This window comes from Microbacterium gilvum (assembly GCF_039543865.1).
GTDB lineage: Bacteria > Actinomycetota > Actinomycetes > Actinomycetales > Microbacteriaceae > Microbacterium > Microbacterium gilvum.
In genome coordinates, this window is the sequence record NZ_BAABKO010000001.1 from 720,029 (window position 1) to 739,767 (window position 19,739).

Consider the following 19,739-nt stretch of genomic DNA (forward strand, 5'->3'; position numbering starts at 1 on the left):
CGCACGCGCTACTGAGCGGGCGCGTCCTCGACGCCGAGGATGTCGACGACGAACACGAGGGTCGCGCCGCCGGGGATTGTCCCCTGGCCCTCGTCGCCGTACCCGAGGTCGGAGGGGATCACGATCATGACCTGGGAGCCGACCTTCTGGCCGACGAGCCCCTGCGAGAATCCCTCGATGACGCCGCCGTCGAGCGTGAGGGCGACAGGCGACCCGTTCTCCCACGACGAGTCGAACACGGTCTTCTCATCCCACAGCACGCCCGTGTACTGCACCATGGGCGTGTCGTCGATCGTGAGCTCCTCGCCGTCGCCCTCGATGAGGGTCTGGACGACGAGGTCGTCGGGGGCCGCCGTGTCGGGGACGACGATGCCGGGGCGGCCGTCGACGTCGCGGACGACGCTCGGGAGGCCGAAGCCGTCGTTGTACTGCAGCGTGCCGGACGCCGCCTCGGGGTAGACCTTCCGCACGTCGACGACCGCGACGATCGTGCCGTCCTCAGAGAACCCGTAGCCGGTGCGCGCCTCCTCCGTCACGCCGTCGGCGCCGAGCGCGGCGACGATGCGCGAGCCCTCGCTCGCGCACTGGAGCGCGCTCTCGAGGCCGGGGAACTGCTGGAGCCACTGCGAGAGGGCCGCGGCTCCCGACGTGTCGCCGCTGTACGCCGTGCCGATGAGCTGCTCGCCGGTCTCGCCGTCGAACAGCGTCATGTCGAGCACACCGGCCTGGTCGAGCGACGTGATGACCTCGCCGTCGCCCTCCTCCACGTCGACGTAGGCGTCGGACGGGACCTCGAGCGGCGTGTACATGTCCACGGAGGGGACGGCGTCGACCTCGCCCGTCACCTGGATGAGGTCGGCGAGCGACGCGTCGGCGCCCGCCGCGCGGTCGCAGGATGCGGCATCCGCACCTCCCACGGTGCAGCCCGCGAGGGCGAGCGTCGACAGGGCGAGGACGGAGAGGATGGCCGGGGTCTTGCGCACGGGCATCAGTCTAGGCATCCGCCGCCCCCTCCTCCGACAACGCGTCGTCCGCCGAGGCGGCGAGGCGCGCACCGGCGGCGGCGCGCTGCGCGTCGCGCACGCGCTTGCGCAGGTTCTTGTCGGTGATGTCGCGGTCGCCCACGGCGCCGGGGGTCCACACTTCGAGGTCGTCGTCGGTGAAGCTCTTCTTCGACGCGCGGCGCTTCACCTCGGGCGGCACGACGCCCGGGGCGAGCCGGCGCGCCGTGATGAGGAAGCCCGTGTGCGCGACCATCCGGTGATCCGGGCGGACGGCGAGGCCGTCGACGTGCCATCCGCGCACCATCGTCTCGCTCGCCTCGGGCTCCGTGAAGCAGCCCAGGCCTCGGAGGAACTCCGCCACACGGGACAGCTGCGTGGCCGTCGCGACGTAGCAGATCACGACGCCGCCGGGCGCGAGCGCATCGGCGACGGGTTCGAGCACCTCCCACGGCGCGAGCATGTCGAGGACGACCCGGTCGACGCTGCCCGGCTCGACGGTACGAGGCAGCGCCTCGGCGAGATCGCCCTCGACGACCGACCACTGCGGCGGCAGCCCGCCGAAGAAGGTCTCGACGTTCGCGAGAGCGACCTCCGCGAACTCCATCCGCCGCTCGAACGAGACGAGGCGCCCCTCGTCGCCGACGGCGCGCAGGAGCGACAGCGACAGCGCGCCCGATCCCACGCCCGCTTCGACGACGACGGCGCCGGGGAAGATGTCGGCCTGCGCGACGATGGCGGCGGCGTCCTTCGGGTAGACGATCGCTGCACCGCGGGGCATCGACATGACGAAGTCGCGCAGCAGGGGCCGCAGTGCGAGGTACTCGCTGCCCGAGCTGTTCGCGACGACGGAGCCGTCCGGCTGGCCGACGAGCTGCTCGTGCCGCAGCACGCCGTGGTGCGTGTGCAGCTCGCCGCGCTCGCGCAGCGTGATGGTGTGCAGCTTGCCCTTCGGGCCGGTGAGCTGCACGCGGTCGCCGAAGCGGAAGGGGCCGCGAGGCGCGGACATGGTTCCTCCGGAGGGGATGGGGGTCAGGAGAGGGCGGGTCAGGGGCGGTGAGCGCGGTACAGCGCGGCGATGTCGTCGACGGTGCGCCCCTCGAGGGTGGGCCACAGCGTGTCGGCGCCCACTCCGTCGAGTCCGACGAAGTGCGGCACGCCGAGCGAGACGGCGCCCGAGGCCACGGCCGACCGCAGTCCGTTCGGCGAGTCCTCGATCGCGACGGTGTGCGCGATGTCGACCCCGAGCAGCTCGGCGGCGCGGAGGTACGGATCGGGGTGCGGTTTCGGGCGCGGCACGTCGTCGCCGCCGAGCACGAGGTCGAACGCGTCGAAGTCCAGCAGCTCCACGATCGACGCGGCCATCCGGTGGAGCGACATCGTGACGAGCGCTGTGCGCACGCCCGCCGCGCGGAGGCTGCGCAGCAGCTCCTGCGCGCCGGGGCGGAACGGCACGCCGAGCTCGCCCATCTGCCGCAGCACGGCGTCGGTGAGGTGCGCGACGATGGCGTCCACCTCCATGCCGACGCCCGCGCCCTGCAGCACGCGCGCGGCGTCGGGCAGGCCCAGGCCGACGAGCTGCAGCGCCTGCTCGTGGTCCCACGTGCCGCCGAAGCTCTCCACGAGGGGGGTCTCCGCCGCCATCCAGTACGGCTCCGAGTCGATGAGGGTGCCGTCCATGTCCCAGAGCACGGCGAGAGGCTGTTCGGCTGTCACCGGATCAGCCTACCGGCGCGGCATCCGGGACTAACCTGGACGGACACCCGCTCGGCGGGAGGAGGGACACCGGTGCAGACACTCGGACGCAGGATCGTCGTTGCGGCCTTCGACGGATGGAACGACGCAGGAGAGGCGGCCACAGGCGCCGTGCGGATGCTGCGCGAGGAGGGGGACCTCTCCCCCGCGTTCGCCGTCGACCCCGAGCTCTACTTCGACTACCAGTACACGCGCCCGCACATCGAGGCCGACGGCGAGGGCGGGCGGACGCTGCGCTGGCCGGATGCGACGCTGCACCGGCCGGCCGCCGGGATCGGCGACGTCTGGTTCTGGACGATCACGGGCAACGAGCCGGCACGTGCATGGCGCTCGTTCGCGGGCGAGTTCGTCGATCGAGCACTCGCCGAGGACATCACGGGGCTCGTCACGCTCGGATCGATGATGTCGGACGTGCCGCACACGCGGCCCATCTCGGTGTTCGCGAGCAGCGAGAACGCCGCCGTGCGCGAGCAGCTGGGTCTCGAGCGGTCGACCTACGAGGGGCCCGTCGGCATCCTCAGCGTGCTGGGCGATGCGGCCGAGCGTGCAGGCATCCCGACGCTGTCGCTGTGGGCGAGCGTGCCGCACTACGTGGCCGGGCACACGCCGTCGCCCAAGGCCACGCTCGCCCTCCTCGAGAAGCTCGAGGAGCTGACCGGTGCCGTCGTTCCGAAGGGCACGCTCGCGACCGACGCGGCGACGTGGGAGGCCACGATCGACGCGGCCGCCGCCGACGACGAGGACATGAGCGACTACATCCGCCAGCTCGAGCAGACGCGCGACACGGTGGACTCTCCCGACGCATCGGGCGACGCCATCGCGCAGGCCTTCGAGCGGTATCTGCACCGCGACGACCCGCGCGACGGGCGAGACCCCCGCGACGGGCGCGGCGACCGCAGGTAGCGGCCGCCGCGCGGCTCAGTACGCCTGCAGCACGCCCGTCGCGAGCAGCACCATGAGCACGGCGCCGAGCGCGACCCGGTAGATCACGAACGGCAGGAAGCTGCCCGTCTTGAGGTACCGCATGAGGTACGCGATGACGACCCATCCGACGATGAACGCGACGACCGTGGCGACCGCCGTCTCACCGAGCCCGTAGGCCGGGTTCGGCTCGGGCTCGCGGATCGCGTGCAGCAGCTCGTAGAGCCCGCTGCCGAAGACGGCGGGAACGGCGAGGAGGAAGGCGAACTCGGCTGCGGCCGTCCGGCTGTAGCCCAGTGCGCGCGCCGCCGTCGTGGTGGCACCCGACCGCGACACGCCCGGGATGAGCGCGAGCGCCTGCGCGACGCCCATGCCGAGCCCGTGCGGGTAGGTGATGTCCTCCATCTCGCGCGTGCGCCGTCCGTAGCGGTCGGCGACGCCGAGGATGATGCCGAAGACGATGAGCACGACGGCGACGAGCCACAGGTTGCGGAAGACGTCGCGGATGACGTCCTGGAAGGCGAACCCGAGCACGCCGATCGGGATCGTGCCGAGGATGACGAGCCACCCCATCCGCGCATCGGGGTCGTTCCGCGGGACGCGGCCGGCGAGCGAGAGCGCCCACTGCTTCACGACGCGCACGATCTTCGACCAGAAGTAGACGAGCACGGCGAGCTCGGTGCCGATCTGCGTGATGGCGGTGAACGTCGCGCCGGGGTCCTCGGCCGAGGGCAGGAACTCCCCCACGATGCGGATGTGCGCGGACGACGAGATGGGGAGGAACTCCGTGAGGCCCTGCACGAGCCCGAGGATGATGGCTTCGATGAACGACATGCGATCTTTCTGTCGGAGGAAGTCGGGTCAGTAGCTGCGGATGAGGTCGGTCAGCACGCGCTGCCCGAACGCGAGGGCCGACACGGGCACGCGCTCGTCGACGCCGTGGAACATCCCGGTGAAGTCGAGGTCGCGCGGGAGCCGCAGCGGCGCGAAGCCGTAGCCCGCGATGCCGATGGTCGACAGCGCCTTGTTGTCGGTGCCCGCGCCGAGCAGGTAGGGCAGCACGGGGACGCCGGGGTCGTGGCGTCCGAGCGCTCCGACCATGGCTTCGACGAGCGCGCCCTCGAAGGGGATCTCCAGTCCGATGTCGCGCAGGAACATCCGGATCTCGATGTCGTCGCCGATGATCTCCTGCACGCGCGCGAGCACGGCGTCCTCCGTGCCTGGGAGCACGCGGATGTCGACCGTCGCGGAGGCGGCGTCGGGGATGACGTTGTGCTTGTAGCCGGCCGTGAGCCCCGTGGGGTTCGTCACGGTGCGGAACGTCGAGCGGATGAACGCCTCGGCGGGGCCGGCATGGGCGGCGATGGCGTCGGGATCGGACGATGCCTCGCCCGCGAGGTCGGCCATCCCGTCGAGGAGGCGCTGCGTCGTCGCCGTCATCTCGACGGGCCAGTCCACACGGCCGAGCGTCGCGACGGCCTCCGCCAGGCGCGTGACGGCGTTGTCGGCATGCACGCGGCTGCCGTGGCCGGCGCGGCCGCGCGCGACGAGCGTGACCCACATCAGGGCCTTCTCGCCGACCTGCAGGAGGTACGCGCTCTTGTCGCCGACGGGGATGGAGTACCCGCCGACCTCGCTGATCGCCTCGGTGGCGCCCGCGAACCAGTCAGGGCGGTCGCGCACGACGAGCTGCGAGCCCTCGACGCCGCCGTTCTCCTCGTCTGCGAAGAAGGCGAGCACGATGTCGCGCTCCGGCTGCTCCCCCGCGCGAAGCAGCTCGGCCACCGAGGTGAGGATCATCGCGTCCATGTTCTTCATGTCGACGGCGCCGCGGCCCCACAGCAGCCCGTCGCGGATCTCGCCCGCGAACGGGTCGACCGACCAGTCGTCCGCGACGGCGGGCACGACGTCGAGGTGGCCGTGCAGGACGAGGGCGGGCTTGTCGCGGTCGCGGCCGGCGACGCGAGCGGTCACGTTCGTGCGCCGAGGGATGGGCTCGTAGTACTGCGTCTCGAGGCCGAGGCCCTCGAGGTAGGCGCCGACGTACTCGGCGGCCTCGCGCTCGCCCTTGGCGTTGCCGCCGCCGTAGTTCGTCGTATCGAACCGGATGAGATCGGCGGCCAGGCGCGCGACTTCGGGGATCTCGTTCTCGGGCATGCGCTTCACGTTACCCGGAAGGCGCGGCACGGCCCTCGTTCGGCGTCGCGCGCGTCACCCGGCGTCTTCTCCGGTCGGCACGCATCGTGCGCCCCGTGGGGCGGGCAGGCAGGTGCCCGGCGTGCACAGCGGTGCGAGCGCAGCACGGAAGTGCGTGTGCCACATGCTCCGGCCTGCACGAGCTGCACCGGCGTGCACGAGTTACACCGACGCGGCGCGGGCAGGGGCGATATGAGTGCAGTATCCTGCACCTTATGGGCATCCCGAGAGACTCCATCGGCCGCGTGATCGGCGAACGCGTCCGCGCGGCTCGGCGAGCGCGCGAATGGACCCTCGATCGGCTCGCCGAGCGGTCGGGCGTCAGCCGGAGGATGGTCGTGAACGTCGAGAGCGGCGAGGCCAACCCGAGCATCGCCACGCTTCTGCGCCTCGCCGAGGCGCTCGGAATCGGCCTGCCGTCGCTCGTCGAGCCGCCCGCCGACACCGGATCGCGGGTGACGCGCACCGGCGAGGGAGCCGTGCTGTGGTCGGGCGACGGCGGAGGGCGCGGTGTGCTCGTGACCGGCGAGGACGCCCCCGAGGTGTTCGAGCTGTGGGAGTGGACGCTGGCTCCGGGCGAGAGGCACGCGAGCGAGCCCCACACTGCAGGCGCGCGCGAACTGCTGCTGGTCGTCGACGGCGAGGTCGTGATCGAGGTCGGCGAGGAGACGCACGCACTCTCGGCCGGCGACGCGCTGCGCTTCGACGGCAGTCGCCCCCACGCGTACCGGAACGACGGCGGTTCGCGAACGCGCTTCTGCCTCGCGGTGCTCGAGCCCGCAGCAGGCGCGGCGAACAAGGAAGGACGACAGGATGGATGAGCTGAACGAGCAGGAGGCGTTCCTCGCCCGGTGCGCGATCGACGTGGAGGTGCACGCACTCCGGCCGGATTACCGCGCGCTGCTGCTCGTCGTCGACGGGCTGGAGCCGTCGACCACGAGCGAAGCCGTCGACGATCTCGTCACTGCGGCGGAGCGGCGGGCGCGCGAGCTGGTCGCGGAGCGCCCGCTCGAGGAGCACCCGCATATCGCCGCGTGGCGCGACGCGTACCGCGCGTTCGGCGCGAAGCCGCAGCGCACCCGCAACAGCGTGGAGGCGCTCACCCGCCGCGCCGTCGACGCTCTGCCGCGCGTCAACGCGCTCACCGACGCGTACAACGCGATCTCGGTGCTGCAGCAGGTGCCGATCGGCGGCGAAGACCGCACCGCTTACCGCGGCGCAGCGCGACTCGTGCGCGCCGCAGGGGACGAGCCCTTCGACACGGTCGCCGGGGGCGAGCCCGTCATCGAGCATCCCGAGCGTGGCGAGGTCGTCTGGCGCGACGACGACGGCATCACGTGCCGCCGCTGGAACTGGCGACAGGGGCGCCGCACGGCCCTCCGAGACGACACGACCGACGCGCTCTTCATCCTGGACGCACTCGGCCCGATGAGCGACGCCGACCTCCAGTTCGCCGGCGACGCGCTGGCCGACGCACTCCGGCAGCTGGGTCGGCAGGTGCGCATCGCGCGCCGTGTCGTCCGCGGAAGCTGAGCCCGCGCCCGCGACGCTCGAACGGCTCCCCGAGCACCGCGCCTATTCTAGTACTAGAGTAGAGGCGTGGAGCTGACAGCCGCCGAGTTGACCGTTCTGGGCCTCGTCATCGAGGAGCCGAGGCATGGCTACGACCTGGAGCAGGTGATCGCGCAACGCGGCATCCGTCAGTGGACGGACATCGCCTTCTCATCGATCTACTACGTGCTCGCCAAGCTGGAGAAGCGAGGTCTCGTCGAGGCAGGTGGAGGCCGATCCGGCGCACGGTCGAGACGCGTGTTCCAGGCCACCGCGGCGGGCCGAAGGATGGCAGCGGACGAGGCGTTCTCATCCATAGCCGAGCTCCGCACTGTCCCGTACCCCGTGCTCGTGGGGATCGCGAACCTGCCGCTGCTCTCCGAAGCGGCCTACGACGACGCCCTGTGCAGCAGGTTGACCGAGCTCGAGGCCAGGATCGGGTCGGTGCGAGACGCGGAACGGTCGCAGGCTCCGCTGCCCCGGCCCGCGCGCGAGGTCTTCTCGTACTCGCTCAGCCTGCTGGAGGCGGAGAGATCGTGGCTCGCCGCACGAGTCCGGGACGCACGATGAGCGACCAGGGCGGGTCGGAGGGGCCCCTCGAGAGGAGGATCGTCGACGGGATCTCCACAGCGGGCGGCGTGCACTGCGAGACGACGGCGCTCGGCGTGCTCCTGCACCACGCTGGACTCGACCTCTCAGAAGCGATGCTCTTCGGGCTGGGCAGCGGTCTGTCCTTCGTCTACTGGGACTCCGCGCGGCAGGAGCTGCCGTTTCTCGGCGGCAGGGTGAAGCCCTTCGTGCTCACGCAGAACCTCGCCCGGCGACTGGGAGTCGAGCTCCGCGCGGAGGAGACTGCATCCGCACGCAAGGCGTGGGACGCCGTCCGCGCGTCGATCGATGCCGGCACGCCCGTCGGGCTCCAGCTCGACAGCCATGATCTGGAGTACTTCGGGTCTCGCGTGCACTTCGCCGGTCACGTCGTCGCGATGTACGGCTACGACGCGGAGCGCGCCTATCTGGTCGACACCGCGCAACAGGGCGGAGCCGTGTCCACCAGCCTGGAGAGCCTCGCCCGGGCCCGAGCCGCACGAGGCCCGATGTCCGCTCGCCACCGGTCCTTCACCGTAACGCGCACAGTGCCGTCGCAGGGCGGCCGCGAGCACCTCGCTCCCGCAATCGTCCTCGCGATCACCGCGTGCGCACGGGAGTTCCTCGCACCGCCCATCGCCAACCTCGGCGGCCGGGGGGTCCGTACCGCCTCGAAGCGGGTCCCGGCATGGTTCGATCGACTCGCGGACCCCCGTCGCGACCTCGCAGCCATCGCCATGATGATGGAGCGCGCGGGCACCGGCGGCGCCCTGTTCCGCAATCTCTACCGCGATTTCCTCACCGAGTGCCGAGACCTGCTCGAGCGCGAGTCGGACGCGGAGCTCGTCGAGAGAGGACGAGACCTCTTCGCAGTGTCCGCGCTTCGGTGGACGCAGGTCGCTGAACTCCTCGAGAAGGCGGGAAAGACGGGGCAGCCGGCCGACCTCGAGCGGGCCGGTCGCCTGCTGGAGGAGATCGCGACGATCGAGACGACGGCGATGACAGCTCTCAGCACGCTGGCGAGCTCCGGCCCGACGACTCCACAGTCGACGCATCGCAGGCGCGAAGACGTCGTCAACGCCGACCACGACGCGTCGACGACGGCCGATGCGAGATGATGGGCGATCCGCACCGCGGTGCGGATTCTGACCGGCACCGCGAGCGACGCATCCCGGCCCCGTTCCTCGCGAAGCCGAGGAGCAGAGCCCGTCAGAGCAGTGCCGCGACCCTCTCCGCCGTCTTCTTCGCAGAGCCCGGATTCTGGCCCGTCACCAGGTTTCCGTCGACGACCGCATACGAGACGAACGGGAGGATCGCCTTCTCGTAGTGGGCACCGCGGTTCTTCATCTCCTCTTCGGCATTGAAGGGCACGAGCTCGTCGACGCGCGCGAGAACCTCTTCCCTCCAGGCGAAGCCGGTGACCTTCCTCCCCTCCACGAGCAGTGACCCATCCGACAGTCTCGTATTCAGCAAAGCGCAGTAGCCGTGGCAGACAGAGGAGACGATGCCGCCGCGCTCCCAGATCTCGCGGGTGATGCTCTGGAGTCCTTCACTGTCGGGGAAGTCGTACATGACGGCATGCCCGCCGGTGAAGGAGATCGCGTCGACGTCGGCGGGGTCGACCTGGTCGGGGCGGAGGGTGTTCTCGAGGAGCGCCATCCGTGCGGGGTCGTCATGCCAGGCTTTGGCGATCCTGTCGTAGGTGGGGAACTTCAGCGACCGGGGCTCCAGCGGCGATGGCCCGCCAGCAGGGCTGACGATCACCTGTTCGAACCCGCGGCCCTCGAAGACCTTCCAGGCGTGCGCGAGTTCCGACAGCCACAGCCCGGTGGGATGGGACGGGTCGTCGTAGTGGGCGACGTTCGTGACGACGTGGAGGATGCGTGTGGCCATGGAGGTGCTCCTTCGGGGGATCAGATCAGCGCGGCGATCGTCGCGCGCACGCGACGCGCGCGGTCCTCGGCTGAAGCGGCGCGGAGCTTTCCGTCGAGGAAGAGGAACGCGAGCCCGTGCGTCGCACTCCAGAGCCCTGTCCCGAGCATCTCGGCATCCCGGTCGGGGAAGAGGCTCGCCGTTGAACGCGTGAGCAGCTCATGCACCGCGGCGGCCGCCCGCACGCGCTCGTCAGCGTCGTTGTCGCACTCCCTCCCGAACATGACGCGGAAGAGAGAGGGGTGGGCCACCGCGAAATCCACGTAGACGACGGCGAACTCGAGGAAAGCCGCTCGCGTCGCCGGCAGCTCATCGTCAGAGAGGAGCAGAGCCCGCAGGTCGCGGAAGCCTTCCGCCGCGACAGCCGACTCGAGGGCGTCGCGATCGGCGAAGTGCCGATAGGGAGCGGTCGGGGAAACCCCGACATCCCGAGCGACCGCCCGGAGCGAGAACGTCTCTCCTGATTCGAGCGCCCGCCGTGCCGCCGCCACGAGCGCAGCGCGCAGATCGCCGTGATGGTAGGTGCCGGCCGATGATGTTGACACTGCTCACTTCCTTCTTATGATGTAAGCAGTGTAAACACCACGGAGGAGCGCAGGCAATGCAGACCATCGTCGGAGCAGGGGGACAGATCGCCGTCGAGCTCGCCCGTGAACTGGATCGTGCCGGTGTCGACGGGCTGAGGCTCGTGAGCCGCAACCCGCGCAGGGTCAACGACTCCGACGCCCTCGCCCGCGCCGACCTCATGGATCCCGTGCAGACGGCGGCCTCGGTCGAGGGCAGCGAGATCGTCTACTTCACGGCGGGCCTGCCTGCGGACACGGAGCTGTGGGAGGCGCGCTTCCCGACCATGCTGCGCAACGCGCTCGACGCGACCCGTGCGGCGGGTGCGGCGTTCGCCTACTTCGACAACACCTACATGTACCCGCAGGATGACCGGGTCCAGACCGAGGAGACGGTGTTCGCGCCCGTCGGACGGAAGGGGCGCGTGCGCGCGACCATGGCGTCGATGGTCCTCGACGAGATGGCACGCGGCGACATACCCGTGCTGATCGCGCGAGCACCCGAGTTCTACGGCCCCGGTCTCACGCAGAGCTTCACCAACACCCTCATCATCGACCGCCTTCTGAGCGGCAAGCGAGCCCTCGTTCCCGTCCGCGCTGATCGCCGACGCACCCTCATCTGGACACCGGACGCCGGCCGGGCTCTGGCGCTGCTCGGGAACACTCCCGACGCCTTCGGTCGGACCTGGCACCTGCCGACCTCACCCGAGCACCTCACGTACCGCGAGTTCGTCGCCCTTGCCGCAAACGTCTTCGATCGCGACCTGCGGTTCACCGTCATCCCCCGCTGGGCACTCGTCGCGGCAGGCATCGTCTCCGCGTCCGCGCGGGAGATCCGCGAACTGCTCCCCCGGTATGCGCACGACAACATCTTCGACTCGTCCATGTTCGCGGCACGGTTCCCCGAATTCGCCGTGACCGGCTATCGGGCCGGGCTCGCGGCTGTCCGCGACCAGGCCCCGCCTCGTCCTGCGTGAGCGAGGTACGCGACCGCGCCCGAACGACCGGCGGGGCGATCTCGCGCCGGGTCGAAGCTCGGAGGGCGTCGCCGGGTGATCACTCGTAGCGCAGGGCGTCGACGGGATCTTTCCGTGCGGCGCGCGCTGCGGGCAACGTGCCGGAGAGGAACGCGATGACCATGACGAGCACGACGATCGTGGCGATGGAGGAGAAGTCGAACGCGATCAGTGTCAGGCCGGGGAGGTCGGCGAGGAGCCCCTGCGCGAGCGCGCCGCTGATCGCGGTGCCGGCGAGGATGGCGATGCCTGCGCCGATGGCGCTGCCGAGGAAGCCGAGGAACGCGGCTTCCAGGCTGAAGAGTGTGAAGACACGGCCGGAGCCCATGCCCATCGCCTTCATGAGCCCGATCTCGCGGGTGCGTTCCTGGACGGACATGTAGAGGGTGTTCACGATGCCGAACGCGGCAGCGAGCAGGGCGATGATCGCGAACGCGTTGAGGACGAGGACGATACCGTCGATGACGGTGGTGATCATGCCGAGCTGGTCGGCGATCGTGGTCCCGGTGAATCCGGCGTCTGCGAGGCGGTCCTTGAGCGCGTCGATCTCCGTCTCGGTTGCCTCTGGGTCGAACCACACTGTCGCGGAGGCGAACCGCTCGGCCTGTTCGTCCGTGAGTCCGGTGGACTGTGCGTCGAAGAGGACGTCGGCGAGGGCGTCGTTGATGAGGATGCTCGACCCCGTCGGGCTGGCGAGGGCCTCCTCGGCGACACCGACGACAGTGGCTTCCAGGGTGTGCTGTGTGCGTTCGGCGTCGGTGATCCCGATCGTGACCGTCTGTCCGATGGCGCCGTCGTCGCCGTCGAATCCGAGCGGCTCGACGTACGCGAGGGGCAGGGCGACTTCCAGGCTGGTGGTGTCGGGGTCGGGTTCGGTTCCGGTGGCGAGGACGACGGTCTGCCCGGGGATGAGGCTCCCCACGGAGGCGACGAGCTGCGTGCCATCGCCGGCCTGGATGTAGTCGGGGGTGATGGTCCGGACCGCGTCGACGCTCAGCACCCCATCGAGTCCCTCGATCGTCTCGATGTCGTCGGGGGTGAGGGCGACCACCGTCTGCCCAGGAATACCGCTAGAGACGGCATCGGGGTCGTACTCGCGCGGTTCCGTGGAGCCAGCGCCGGGGACACCGGTGGCGTTCTCGTCGATCTTCGTGGCCGTCATCGCATCGGAGGCCCCGACTCCGGAGACGGTGTCATCGATGTAGGCGTTGATCCCGGTACCCAGGCCGCTGGTGAGGGCGAGGGTGAACGCCCCGACGAAGATCGCCAGGATCGTCAGGACCGTGCGGGTCTTCGAGCGGAACGTATTCGATACGGCAGCGCCGATCAGGTCGGGGGCCCTCATGCGGCGACCTGCTTCGCGGTGTCCTCGACGATCTGCCCGTCTCGGATGACGATGCGGCGGTCGCAGCGAGCAGCGAGGTCCTCGTCGTGGGTGACGACGATGAGAGTGATGCCGTGCTCACGGTTGAGGGTGAAGAGGATGTCCTCCACGGTGGCACCGGTGGTGGTGTCGAGATTGCCGGTCGGTTCGTCGGCGAAGATGATCCGCGGGTTGTTCACCAGGGCGCGGGCGATGACGACACGCTGCTTCTGCCCTCCGGACAGGTTGAGCGCCTTGTTCTTCGCCTTGTCCGCCAGGTCGAGCTGCTCAAGCGCGGCAAGACCCCGCTTCCTGCGTTCGCTGCGGCCGACCCCGGCGATCTTCAACGGCAGGATGACGTTCTCCAGGACCGTGTCGCCTCCGGTCAGGAAGAACTGCTGGAACACGAACCCGAATGTCTTGTTCCGCGTCCGGTTCAACCTCCCTCCACGCAGTCGCGCCGTGTCCGTGCCTTCGAGGAGGATTCGTCCCGAATCGGGGGCGTCAAGGAGCGCGAGCACGTGCATGAGCGTGGATTTGCCGGAACCGCTCTTCCCGACGATCGCGACCGACTCGCCCTCTCGGATGTCGAAGGACACACCCTTGAGGGCTTCGAAACGGCTCTGGCCGTGGCCGTAGGTCTTGTGCACATCATCGACGTGCAGAATCGGGGTCGTCATGAGAAGGGAACTCCATTTCCGCGAGGCATACTCTCAGCCTCATCGGGGCGGTGCTCGGACGCATCCCCCAGGGGCGGGCACCTGACGTACCGCGTTCGCGGTACCGGACGTCGCGCGCGGGGTGGATGACGCCCGTCCGGGGCGTCGGAGAGACTGTGGGGGTGACGCAACGGCTCGAGCTCCCGGAGGTGCCGGACGATCCGCGCCATCCGCCCGGGTGGCTGCCGGATGTTCTCCTCGCCTTCATCGTCGTCGTCGCCGCTTTCGCGCCGGTCCCTGCCACGGAGTTCGCACCGGCGGGCCCTCTCGCGTTGGCGCTGGTGCTCTCGCCCATCGCGATCGTGCCGTTCCGCCGCCGCTGGCCCTCGGCCGTGCTCGTGCTTCTCCTGCTCGTGTTCGGATCCGCGGCTGCCTGCGGGACGCTCTCACCGGGCGTCGGCGTCGCCGTGGGGATGGCTGTGTTCCACCTGGCGACGCGCACCACCCGCCGACGGGCCATGCTCGCCGGCGGCTGCGCCGCGATCCTGCTCATGCTGCTCTCCCTCCTGGCTTCCGTCGGGAGCCCGCTCGACCCCCGGGTGGTGCAGTTCGGGCTGCTCGTGGCGTTCGCCGCGGCAGCCGGCGACGGAGCGCGCTCTCGGCGCGCGTATGTCAAGGCCATCAGCGATCGCGCAGAGCGCGCCGTTCAGACACGAGAAGACGAGGCACGACGACGGGTCAGCGAGGAGCGCCTGCGCATCGCGCGAGACCTGCACGACACCGTCGCCCATCAGATCTCTGTCATCAGCCTCAACGCGGGCGTCGCATCGACCGCCGTCGACACCCGTCCGGACAAGGCGAAGGAGTCGCTGGCGACCATCAGAGGGGCCGCGCGCACGGTACTCAAAGAGATCGGGGACCTCATGGCGATGCTTCGCGCCGACGACGACAGCGGCGCCGTCCCGAGACCGCAGTCGGGGCTCGCGCAACTCGACCGTCTCGTCGCGCAGTTCGCCGCCGCCGGGCTCGACGTCCACACGCGCGTCGAGGGCTCCCCGGACGCCGTGACCGGAGCGGCGGACCTCGTCGCCTACCGCGTCGTGCAGGAGGCGCTCACCAACGCGCATAAGCACGGTGCCGAGGGTCGTGCGCACGTCCTCGTCCATGTGGCCGCCGACGCCGTGACCGTGGCCGTCACCAACCTGATGGATGTCGGACAGGACGGGTATCGGATCCCGCCCGGCTCCGGGCTAGGTCTCGTCGGTCTGCGCGAACGTGTCGCATCGGTTCGCGGCACCGTCGACGCAGGTCCCGCCCCGGGCGGATGGAAGCTCGAAGCCGTCCTGCCGGTCGACCGCGAGGAGACGCCGTGACGCACGTCCTCGTCGTCGACGACCAGCCGCTGATCCGGCAGGCGGTCTCAGACATCCTCACCGGACACGACGACATCACTGTGGTCGGTCTCGCCGCCAACGGGCGCGAAGCGGTGACCCTCGCGAGAGCGCTCCTCCCGGACGTGGTCGTGATGGACATCCGGATGCCCGAGGTCGACGGCATCACGGCGACCTCGGAGATCTGCGCCGACTCCTACCTCGACGACACGAGGGTCCTCATCCTGACGACCTTCGAAGAGGACGAGTACCTTGTCTCCGCACTCCGCGCCGGCGCGAGCGGCTTCGTCGGCAAGGGCGCCGAACCGGAGGAGATCGTCCGGGCCGTCCGGGCCGTCCACGCCGGCGACGCCCTGCTCTCCCCCGTCGCGACCCGCGCCCTCATCGACCGGTTCGTCGCTCCCGCAGCGCCACGTGCCGCGATCGCGCACTCCCCGCGGCTCTCCGCCCTGACAGAGCGGGAACGAGAAGTACTGCTGCTGGTCGCGCAAGGCCACTCCAACCAGGACATCTCCGATCAGCTGGTCATCTCTCCGCACACGACGAAGACGCACGTGAACAGGATCATGGGGAAGGTGAACGCCCACGACCGCGCACAGCTGGTCATCCTCGCCTACGAATCCGGCGTGATCAGACCCGGGCAGTGACTGATCGACCTCAGCCGATCCAGGGACAGCCGGCCGACACACGTCGACCCGGCTCTCCCCTTGCGGTTCCCCCGTTCATCGCCTGACGGCCGGTGGGAGCACCGAGCACGATCGCGCGAACCACGGGGCGAGGTCCTCGGCGACCGACGATCTCGACCTCCCCTCCTCCGGGGAGGCGGCGGAGGTCGAGGCCGAGCGCGGACGTTCGCTCAGAGCGTCACGACGAGCTTCCCCCGAACGTGTCCGTCACGGAGGACGGCGACGGCTTCGTCGAGCCGCTCCAGGGGATACCGCTGCTGGATGGGCACGGTCAGCGCCCCTTCTGCGATCGCTGAGGCGATGCGCGGAAGAGCCTCCGGGCCGGCGTCGCCTCCACCCGTCGCGATCGCGCCGCCGGGAGGATTCGGGCCCGCCGCGATGGTGGCCACGCGGGAGGGGGAAACTCCGATCGACAGGGCCGCTTCCGCGGTCTCGGTCCCCTGCAGGTCGATCGCGGCGTCGATTCCACCGGGAGCGAGTTCGCGCACCCGCTCAGCCAGCCCGCTGCCGTAGGGAAGGGGATTCGCGCCGAGGCCGCGAAGGAACTCGTGGTTCGCCGGAGATGCGGTCGCGACCACCGTCGCACCTGCCGAGAGCGCCAGCTGCACGACGAAGACGCCGACGCCACCCGCCGCCCCGCCCACGAGGACGGTGTCGCCGTCCCCGACGCCGGCCGCGGACACCGCTGCGGCCGCCGTGCGAGCCGCAATGGGCAGCGCTGCCGCGACGTCGTCGTCCACTCCGGCGGGCGTGCGCTCGAGGATCTCCTCCCCCACCGTGACGACGACATGGTCCGCCAGAGCGCGCCCGCGCGCACCACCGTAGACGCGATCGCCGACCGCGTACCCGTCGACCCCCTCGCCTACCTCGTCGACGACGCCGGCGTAGTCGTTGCCGAACCCGGTCGGAGCAACCACCCCGAAGCGCCCCGCCAGTTCCGGGTACACCGCAATCTTCCAGTCCACCGGGTTCAGTCCCGCTGCGCGCACCCGGATACGCACCTGCCCGGGACCGGCATGCGGCTCTTCACGGCGGACGACGCCCAGAACGAGAGGGTCGCCGATGTCCTGTTGCTGCACGAATCTACTCATGCCGCATCCAGCACGCGCCGGGGGGCGATGATTCCTCCATGACCTCGGATGGCCTTCCATGACCTCGCGTGTCGACGAATGCTCGCGCGGCGCGAGCAGGTGACGGCCCGTCGCCTCATCACCCCGTCGACCCCGCGTTGTCCGGGTGCTCAGACGTCGAGCGCGAACCCGAGATCGATCTCCGACGCCGATCGGCCGGCGATGCCCCAGTTCTCCAGGGGCGGCTCGTGGACGATGATGAAGACGTCGTCCGGCGCGATGCCGAGCTCTTCGAGCCGCACCGTCACTTCTCGGTACAGGGCGCGCTTGGCCTGGGATGAGCGCCCGGGGAAGATCGTGAACTCGATCCGGATGAAATCCTGCGACCTGCCCGGAGGTGCGGCGAACCACGGAATCGATGCGGACAGCGGGCATGAGCACACGCTAGGCGCGGGAGTCGACCGCGCACGCGAATGTCGACACGTGCCGTCAGCGCCGCCTCGCCGACAACCGCGCCCGGCGCCGACCGGGCCCCCGGTCCTCTGCGCTCACGTCGCTCTTTCGTCCGCGGGGTGTCCGCCAGCCATTCGCGAGGCACGGTCGCGTTGCAGGACTTCCGCGCAGGCCCACTGGATGTGCGGCTCTTCGTACGCCCCGGCACCCAGCACGAGAAGCGCGCGCTCCCAGCGGGTGATGCTCGTCGTCTCCGTGTACGTGGTCATCATCCGCCTGCCCCCCGCGTGATCTCGAACACCCCTGCGGACAGGTAGCGCTCTCCCGTATCCGGGAGGATGACGACGATCGTCGCCCCCGCGTTCTCCGGCCGCCCCGCGATCACGGTGGCCGCGTGGAGGATGGCGCCCGCCGACGCGCCGACGAACAGACCCTCCTCGCGGAGGAGAGCACGAGCCGCCGCGTACGCCTCAGCCGCCTCGACCGCGACGACCTCGTCGACGACGTCCGCGTCGAAGTTGGGCGGCAGCAGGTCCGGCTCCACATCCCATACCTTGTGCACCCCGTCGATCTCATCGGGATAGACCTCGTCCTCCGTCGGAACCGACCGATCACCCGGCTCGGTGACGACGACACGCACGGTCGGCTTCCGCTCCTTGAGGAAGCCGCCCGCTCCCGACACCGTGCCGCCGGTGCCGACGCCCGCGACCAGGATGTCGACCGCCCCGGCCGTGTCCGCCCAGATCTCCGGCCCCGTGGTCTCGCGATGCACGCGCGGGTTCGCCGGATTGCCCAGCTGGTTCGCGATGAACGCCCCGGGGTTCTCCTCCTCGGCACGGGCGAAGAGCCGCTCGACGCCTTCCGGATCGAGGAACAGGCTGTTGGGGACGTCGATCAGCTCCGCACCCAGCGCCTCGAGTATGCGGTGCTTGTCGGGGCTGGTGTTGTCGCCCAGATAGAACTTCGTGCGGTAGCCGCGGCTGGCGGCGATCGCCGCGAGCGCGATTCCGGTGTTGCCGCTCGTGATGTCGACGATGAGATCGCCGGCGCGCAGCTCGCCCGTCTCCTCGCCGTCGCGGATGATGCTCCACGCGACACGGTCCTTGACCGAGCCTGCCGGGTTCAGGAACTCCGCCTTGCCCAGGAGCCGCGCCCCGAGTGCCCGGTTCTCGGCGTATCGCGACAGGTCGACCAGCGGAGTGCCTCCGATCAGCGCCGTGATGTCCCCGGCGACACGCTCGGTCACCTCGGTCGGGGAGGTGGTCTCGGCGATCGTCATGGTCGGCTCCTTCTCGTCGCGTGGCGTCCACGATAAGAGCGGGTTGCGACGCGGCAGCCGGCTGTGACCCTCGATGACGCACCGCTACCCACTATGTCGCCGACCGCAGCCACCGCGAGCACACCGAACAGCCGGACCAGCAGGAGCGGGACGGAGGACCGATCGAGGACCGTGGACCCACGTGCTCACCCCGATGTGGAGTCAGCCGACCGGTGCGGCCGGCCCTGCCGGCTCGGGGTCGGCCGAGAGCGCTCCGCCGGCCCACCCCAGGAGCGGCGCGAGCCGACCGGCGATGTCCTCGAGAATCTGCACGTAGTCGCCGGGCTCGAGAGCGAAGGGCAGCGCGAAGGCGACCTCGTCGACCTCGCCGAATGCGCGGTTGGCGGCGAGCGCCTCCACGATCTGCTCCGACGTGCCGACGATGTCGGCGGCGAAGAGGAAGCCACGCGGCCCGTGCGGGACACCCACGCGGCCCGCGCGCGACCGGGCGTAGGCGGCGTATCGTTCCCTCTGCTCGGCGGTGGCCGAATCCGTGGGGATCACGACGAGACCTTGCGACACCCGAGCGCTCTGCCCTGCCGGGTGATGTTCGCGGTACAGCTGGATCTGCGCATGCTGCTCGGTGTCGAAGTCGTGCGTATGGACCGACTGGATGACGCTGCTGGTCAGCAGGTGGAACCCGTTCTCCGCCGCCCAGACCGTGGAGTCGGGGCTGGCGGCGCCGTACCAGAGGCGTTCGGCGAGCCCGGGGGAATGCGGTTCGATCCGCTCGGAGAACTCCTCGATGCCCTCTGTGCCGGAGAAGGGACTGACCCGATCGCCCGCGAGCAGTCGCCGCAGCCTCGCCAGCCGCGCGTACCCGAAGTCCTCGTGCGGGGCGGTGTCGGGATACAGCGCCTCCGCGATCTCGTCCAGCCTGCGCGGCGCGCCGACCGAGAAGCCCGGCTCGATCCGTCCACCGGTCAGGACGTCGACCGTGGCGAGGTCCTCGGCGAGCCGGAACGGGTTCTCGTATCCGAGCGGGATGACCGCGGTGCCGAGGCGGATGCGACGGGTGCGCTGCGAGGCCGCCGCGAGGACCGCCACCGGGGACGAGATGCCGTACTGAAGGTGGCGGTTGCGCAGCCAGGCGCTGTCGAAGCCGAGGGCCTCAGCGCGTTCGATGATCGCGAGCGTGGCCTCGTGCCCGGCGCCAGGCGAATCGCGATCGAAGAGACCGATGGTCAGGAAGCCGAGAGAGCGGAGCGGTCGTGTCACCCGATCACGCTATGCGTCCCGCACCGGCCGCGCGCGCCGGGGCGTCATCCGCCGATAC

Annotated in this window: 21 protein-coding genes; 8 read left to right on the forward strand and 13 right to left on the reverse strand. The window is 70.3% G+C overall.

Translation table 11 applies throughout. From position 1 onward, the window contains the following. Positions 1-8: 8 nt before the first annotated feature. From ABD998_RS03695 to ABD998_RS03705, 3 genes are read right to left on the reverse strand one after another with little or no spacing between them, the layout of a single operon-like run. On the reverse strand, positions 9-983 hold the full coding sequence (locus ABD998_RS03695; RefSeq protein WP_345436028.1) for an FKBP-type peptidyl-prolyl cis-trans isomerase: 975 nt from the start codon (positions 981-983) through the stop codon (positions 9-11). Positions 984-993: 10 nt separating this feature from the next. Beyond that, positions 994-2,010 carry a tRNA (adenine-N1)-methyltransferase gene (locus ABD998_RS03700; protein ID WP_345436030.1) on the reverse strand — a complete coding sequence of 339 codons (1,017 nt, stop codon included), beginning with the start codon at positions 2,008-2,010 and terminating at the stop codon, positions 994-996. A 38-nt stretch (positions 2,011-2,048) separates the two neighbouring features. Further along, a complete protein-coding gene (locus ABD998_RS03705; protein WP_345436032.1) occupies positions 2,049-2,717 on the reverse strand; it encodes an HAD family hydrolase in 669 nt (222 codons plus the stop codon). Between the two features lie 72 nt (positions 2,718-2,789). Here ABD998_RS03705 and ABD998_RS03710 point away from each other — a divergent pair, with 72 nt between their 5' ends. Then, complete coding sequence (locus tag ABD998_RS03710) at positions 2,790-3,659, forward strand: PAC2 family protein (protein ID WP_345436034.1); 870 nt, start codon at positions 2,790-2,792, stop codon at positions 3,657-3,659. A 15-nt stretch (positions 3,660-3,674) separates the two neighbouring features. On the opposite strand, the gene ABD998_RS03715 is transcribed toward ABD998_RS03710, so the two are convergent. Then, positions 3,675-4,511, reverse strand: coding sequence for an undecaprenyl-diphosphate phosphatase (locus ABD998_RS03715; protein ID WP_345436036.1), 837 nt, complete (start codon positions 4,509-4,511; stop codon positions 3,675-3,677). Between the two features lie 27 nt (positions 4,512-4,538). After that, complete coding sequence (locus ABD998_RS03720; RefSeq protein ID WP_345436038.1) at positions 4,539-5,834, reverse strand: M20/M25/M40 family metallo-hydrolase; 1,296 nt, start codon at positions 5,832-5,834, stop codon at positions 4,539-4,541. Positions 5,835-6,088: 254 nt separating this feature from the next. On the opposite strand from ABD998_RS03720, the gene ABD998_RS03725 reads away from it, so the two are divergent. From ABD998_RS03725 to ABD998_RS03740, 4 genes are all read left to right on the forward strand, one after another. Beyond that, positions 6,089-6,694 (forward strand): helix-turn-helix domain-containing protein, encoded by a 606-nt coding sequence (locus tag ABD998_RS03725; RefSeq protein ID WP_345436040.1) that lies wholly within the window; start codon positions 6,089-6,091, stop codon positions 6,692-6,694. Continuing rightward, the gene (locus ABD998_RS03730) at positions 6,687-7,406 is read left to right on the forward strand and encodes a B3/B4 domain-containing protein (RefSeq protein ID WP_345436042.1); all 720 of its coding nucleotides are present in this window, start codon (positions 6,687-6,689) and stop codon (positions 7,404-7,406) included. The genes ABD998_RS03725 and ABD998_RS03730 overlap by 8 nt, the downstream gene beginning before the upstream one ends. A 66-nt stretch (positions 7,407-7,472) precedes the next feature. Next, positions 7,473-7,994, forward strand: coding sequence for a PadR family transcriptional regulator (locus tag ABD998_RS03735; RefSeq protein WP_345436044.1), 522 nt, complete (start codon positions 7,473-7,475; stop codon positions 7,992-7,994). Next, positions 7,991-9,130, forward strand: a complete 1,140-nt coding sequence (locus ABD998_RS03740; RefSeq protein WP_345436046.1) for a BtrH N-terminal domain-containing protein — start codon at positions 7,991-7,993, stop codon at positions 9,128-9,130. Before ABD998_RS03735 ends, ABD998_RS03740 begins: the two co-directional genes overlap by 4 nt. A 91-nt stretch (positions 9,131-9,221) precedes the next feature. On the opposite strand, the gene ABD998_RS03745 is transcribed toward ABD998_RS03740, so the two are convergent. Both ABD998_RS03745 and ABD998_RS03750 read right to left on the reverse strand, forming a co-directional pair. After that, positions 9,222-9,905, reverse strand: a complete 684-nt coding sequence (locus tag ABD998_RS03745) for a type 1 glutamine amidotransferase domain-containing protein (RefSeq protein ID WP_345436048.1) — start codon at positions 9,903-9,905, stop codon at positions 9,222-9,224. A gap of 20 nt (positions 9,906-9,925) precedes the next feature. After that, the gene (locus ABD998_RS03750) at positions 9,926-10,489 is read right to left on the reverse strand and encodes a TetR/AcrR family transcriptional regulator (protein WP_345436050.1); all 564 of its coding nucleotides are present in this window, start codon (positions 10,487-10,489) and stop codon (positions 9,926-9,928) included. 56 nt (positions 10,490-10,545) lie between these two features. Between ABD998_RS03750 and ABD998_RS03755 the strand changes: the two genes are divergently transcribed. After that, on the forward strand, positions 10,546-11,484 hold the full coding sequence (locus ABD998_RS03755; protein ID WP_345436052.1) for an NAD-dependent epimerase/dehydratase family protein: 939 nt from the start codon (positions 10,546-10,548) through the stop codon (positions 11,482-11,484). Positions 11,485-11,563: 79 nt separating this feature from the next. Here the strand turns inward: ABD998_RS03755 and ABD998_RS03760 are convergent, their stop codons facing one another. After that, on the reverse strand, positions 11,564-12,868 hold the full coding sequence (locus tag ABD998_RS03760; protein ID WP_345436054.1) for an ABC transporter permease: 1,305 nt from the start codon (positions 12,866-12,868) through the stop codon (positions 11,564-11,566). Beyond that, positions 12,865-13,566, reverse strand: coding sequence for an ABC transporter ATP-binding protein (locus tag ABD998_RS03765; protein WP_345436056.1), 702 nt, complete (start codon positions 13,564-13,566; stop codon positions 12,865-12,867). The genes ABD998_RS03760 and ABD998_RS03765 overlap by 4 nt, the downstream gene beginning before the upstream one ends. 161 nt (positions 13,567-13,727) lie before the next feature. On the opposite strand from ABD998_RS03765, the gene ABD998_RS03770 reads away from it, so the two are divergent. Both ABD998_RS03770 and ABD998_RS03775 read left to right on the forward strand, forming a co-directional pair. Next, positions 13,728-14,918 carry a sensor histidine kinase gene (locus tag ABD998_RS03770; protein ID WP_345436058.1) on the forward strand — a complete coding sequence of 397 codons (1,191 nt, stop codon included), beginning with the start codon at positions 13,728-13,730 and terminating at the stop codon, positions 14,916-14,918. Next, positions 14,915-15,583 (forward strand): response regulator transcription factor, encoded by a 669-nt coding sequence (locus tag ABD998_RS03775; RefSeq protein WP_345436060.1) that lies wholly within the window; start codon positions 14,915-14,917, stop codon positions 15,581-15,583. Before ABD998_RS03770 ends, ABD998_RS03775 begins: the two co-directional genes overlap by 4 nt. A gap of 209 nt (positions 15,584-15,792) precedes the next feature. Here the strand turns inward: ABD998_RS03775 and ABD998_RS03780 are convergent, their stop codons facing one another. The 4 genes from ABD998_RS03780 to ABD998_RS03795 all read right to left on the reverse strand — a co-directional run bounded on the left by ABD998_RS03780 (position 15,793) and on the right by ABD998_RS03795 (position 19,681). After that, positions 15,793-16,713 (reverse strand): NADP-dependent oxidoreductase, encoded by a 921-nt coding sequence (locus ABD998_RS03780; RefSeq protein WP_345436062.1) that lies wholly within the window; start codon positions 16,711-16,713, stop codon positions 15,793-15,795. A 149-nt stretch (positions 16,714-16,862) separates the two neighbouring features. Continuing rightward, positions 16,863-17,135 (reverse strand): tautomerase family protein, encoded by a 273-nt coding sequence (locus ABD998_RS03785; RefSeq protein ID WP_345436064.1) that lies wholly within the window; start codon positions 17,133-17,135, stop codon positions 16,863-16,865. A gap of 278 nt (positions 17,136-17,413) precedes the next feature. After that, positions 17,414-18,424 (reverse strand): PLP-dependent cysteine synthase family protein, encoded by a 1,011-nt coding sequence (locus tag ABD998_RS03790; RefSeq protein ID WP_345436066.1) that lies wholly within the window; start codon positions 18,422-18,424, stop codon positions 17,414-17,416. 201 nt (positions 18,425-18,625) lie between these two features. Beyond that, positions 18,626-19,681 (reverse strand): LLM class flavin-dependent oxidoreductase, encoded by a 1,056-nt coding sequence (locus tag ABD998_RS03795; protein WP_345436068.1) that lies wholly within the window; start codon positions 19,679-19,681, stop codon positions 18,626-18,628. Between the last annotated feature and the right edge of the window lie 58 nt (positions 19,682-19,739).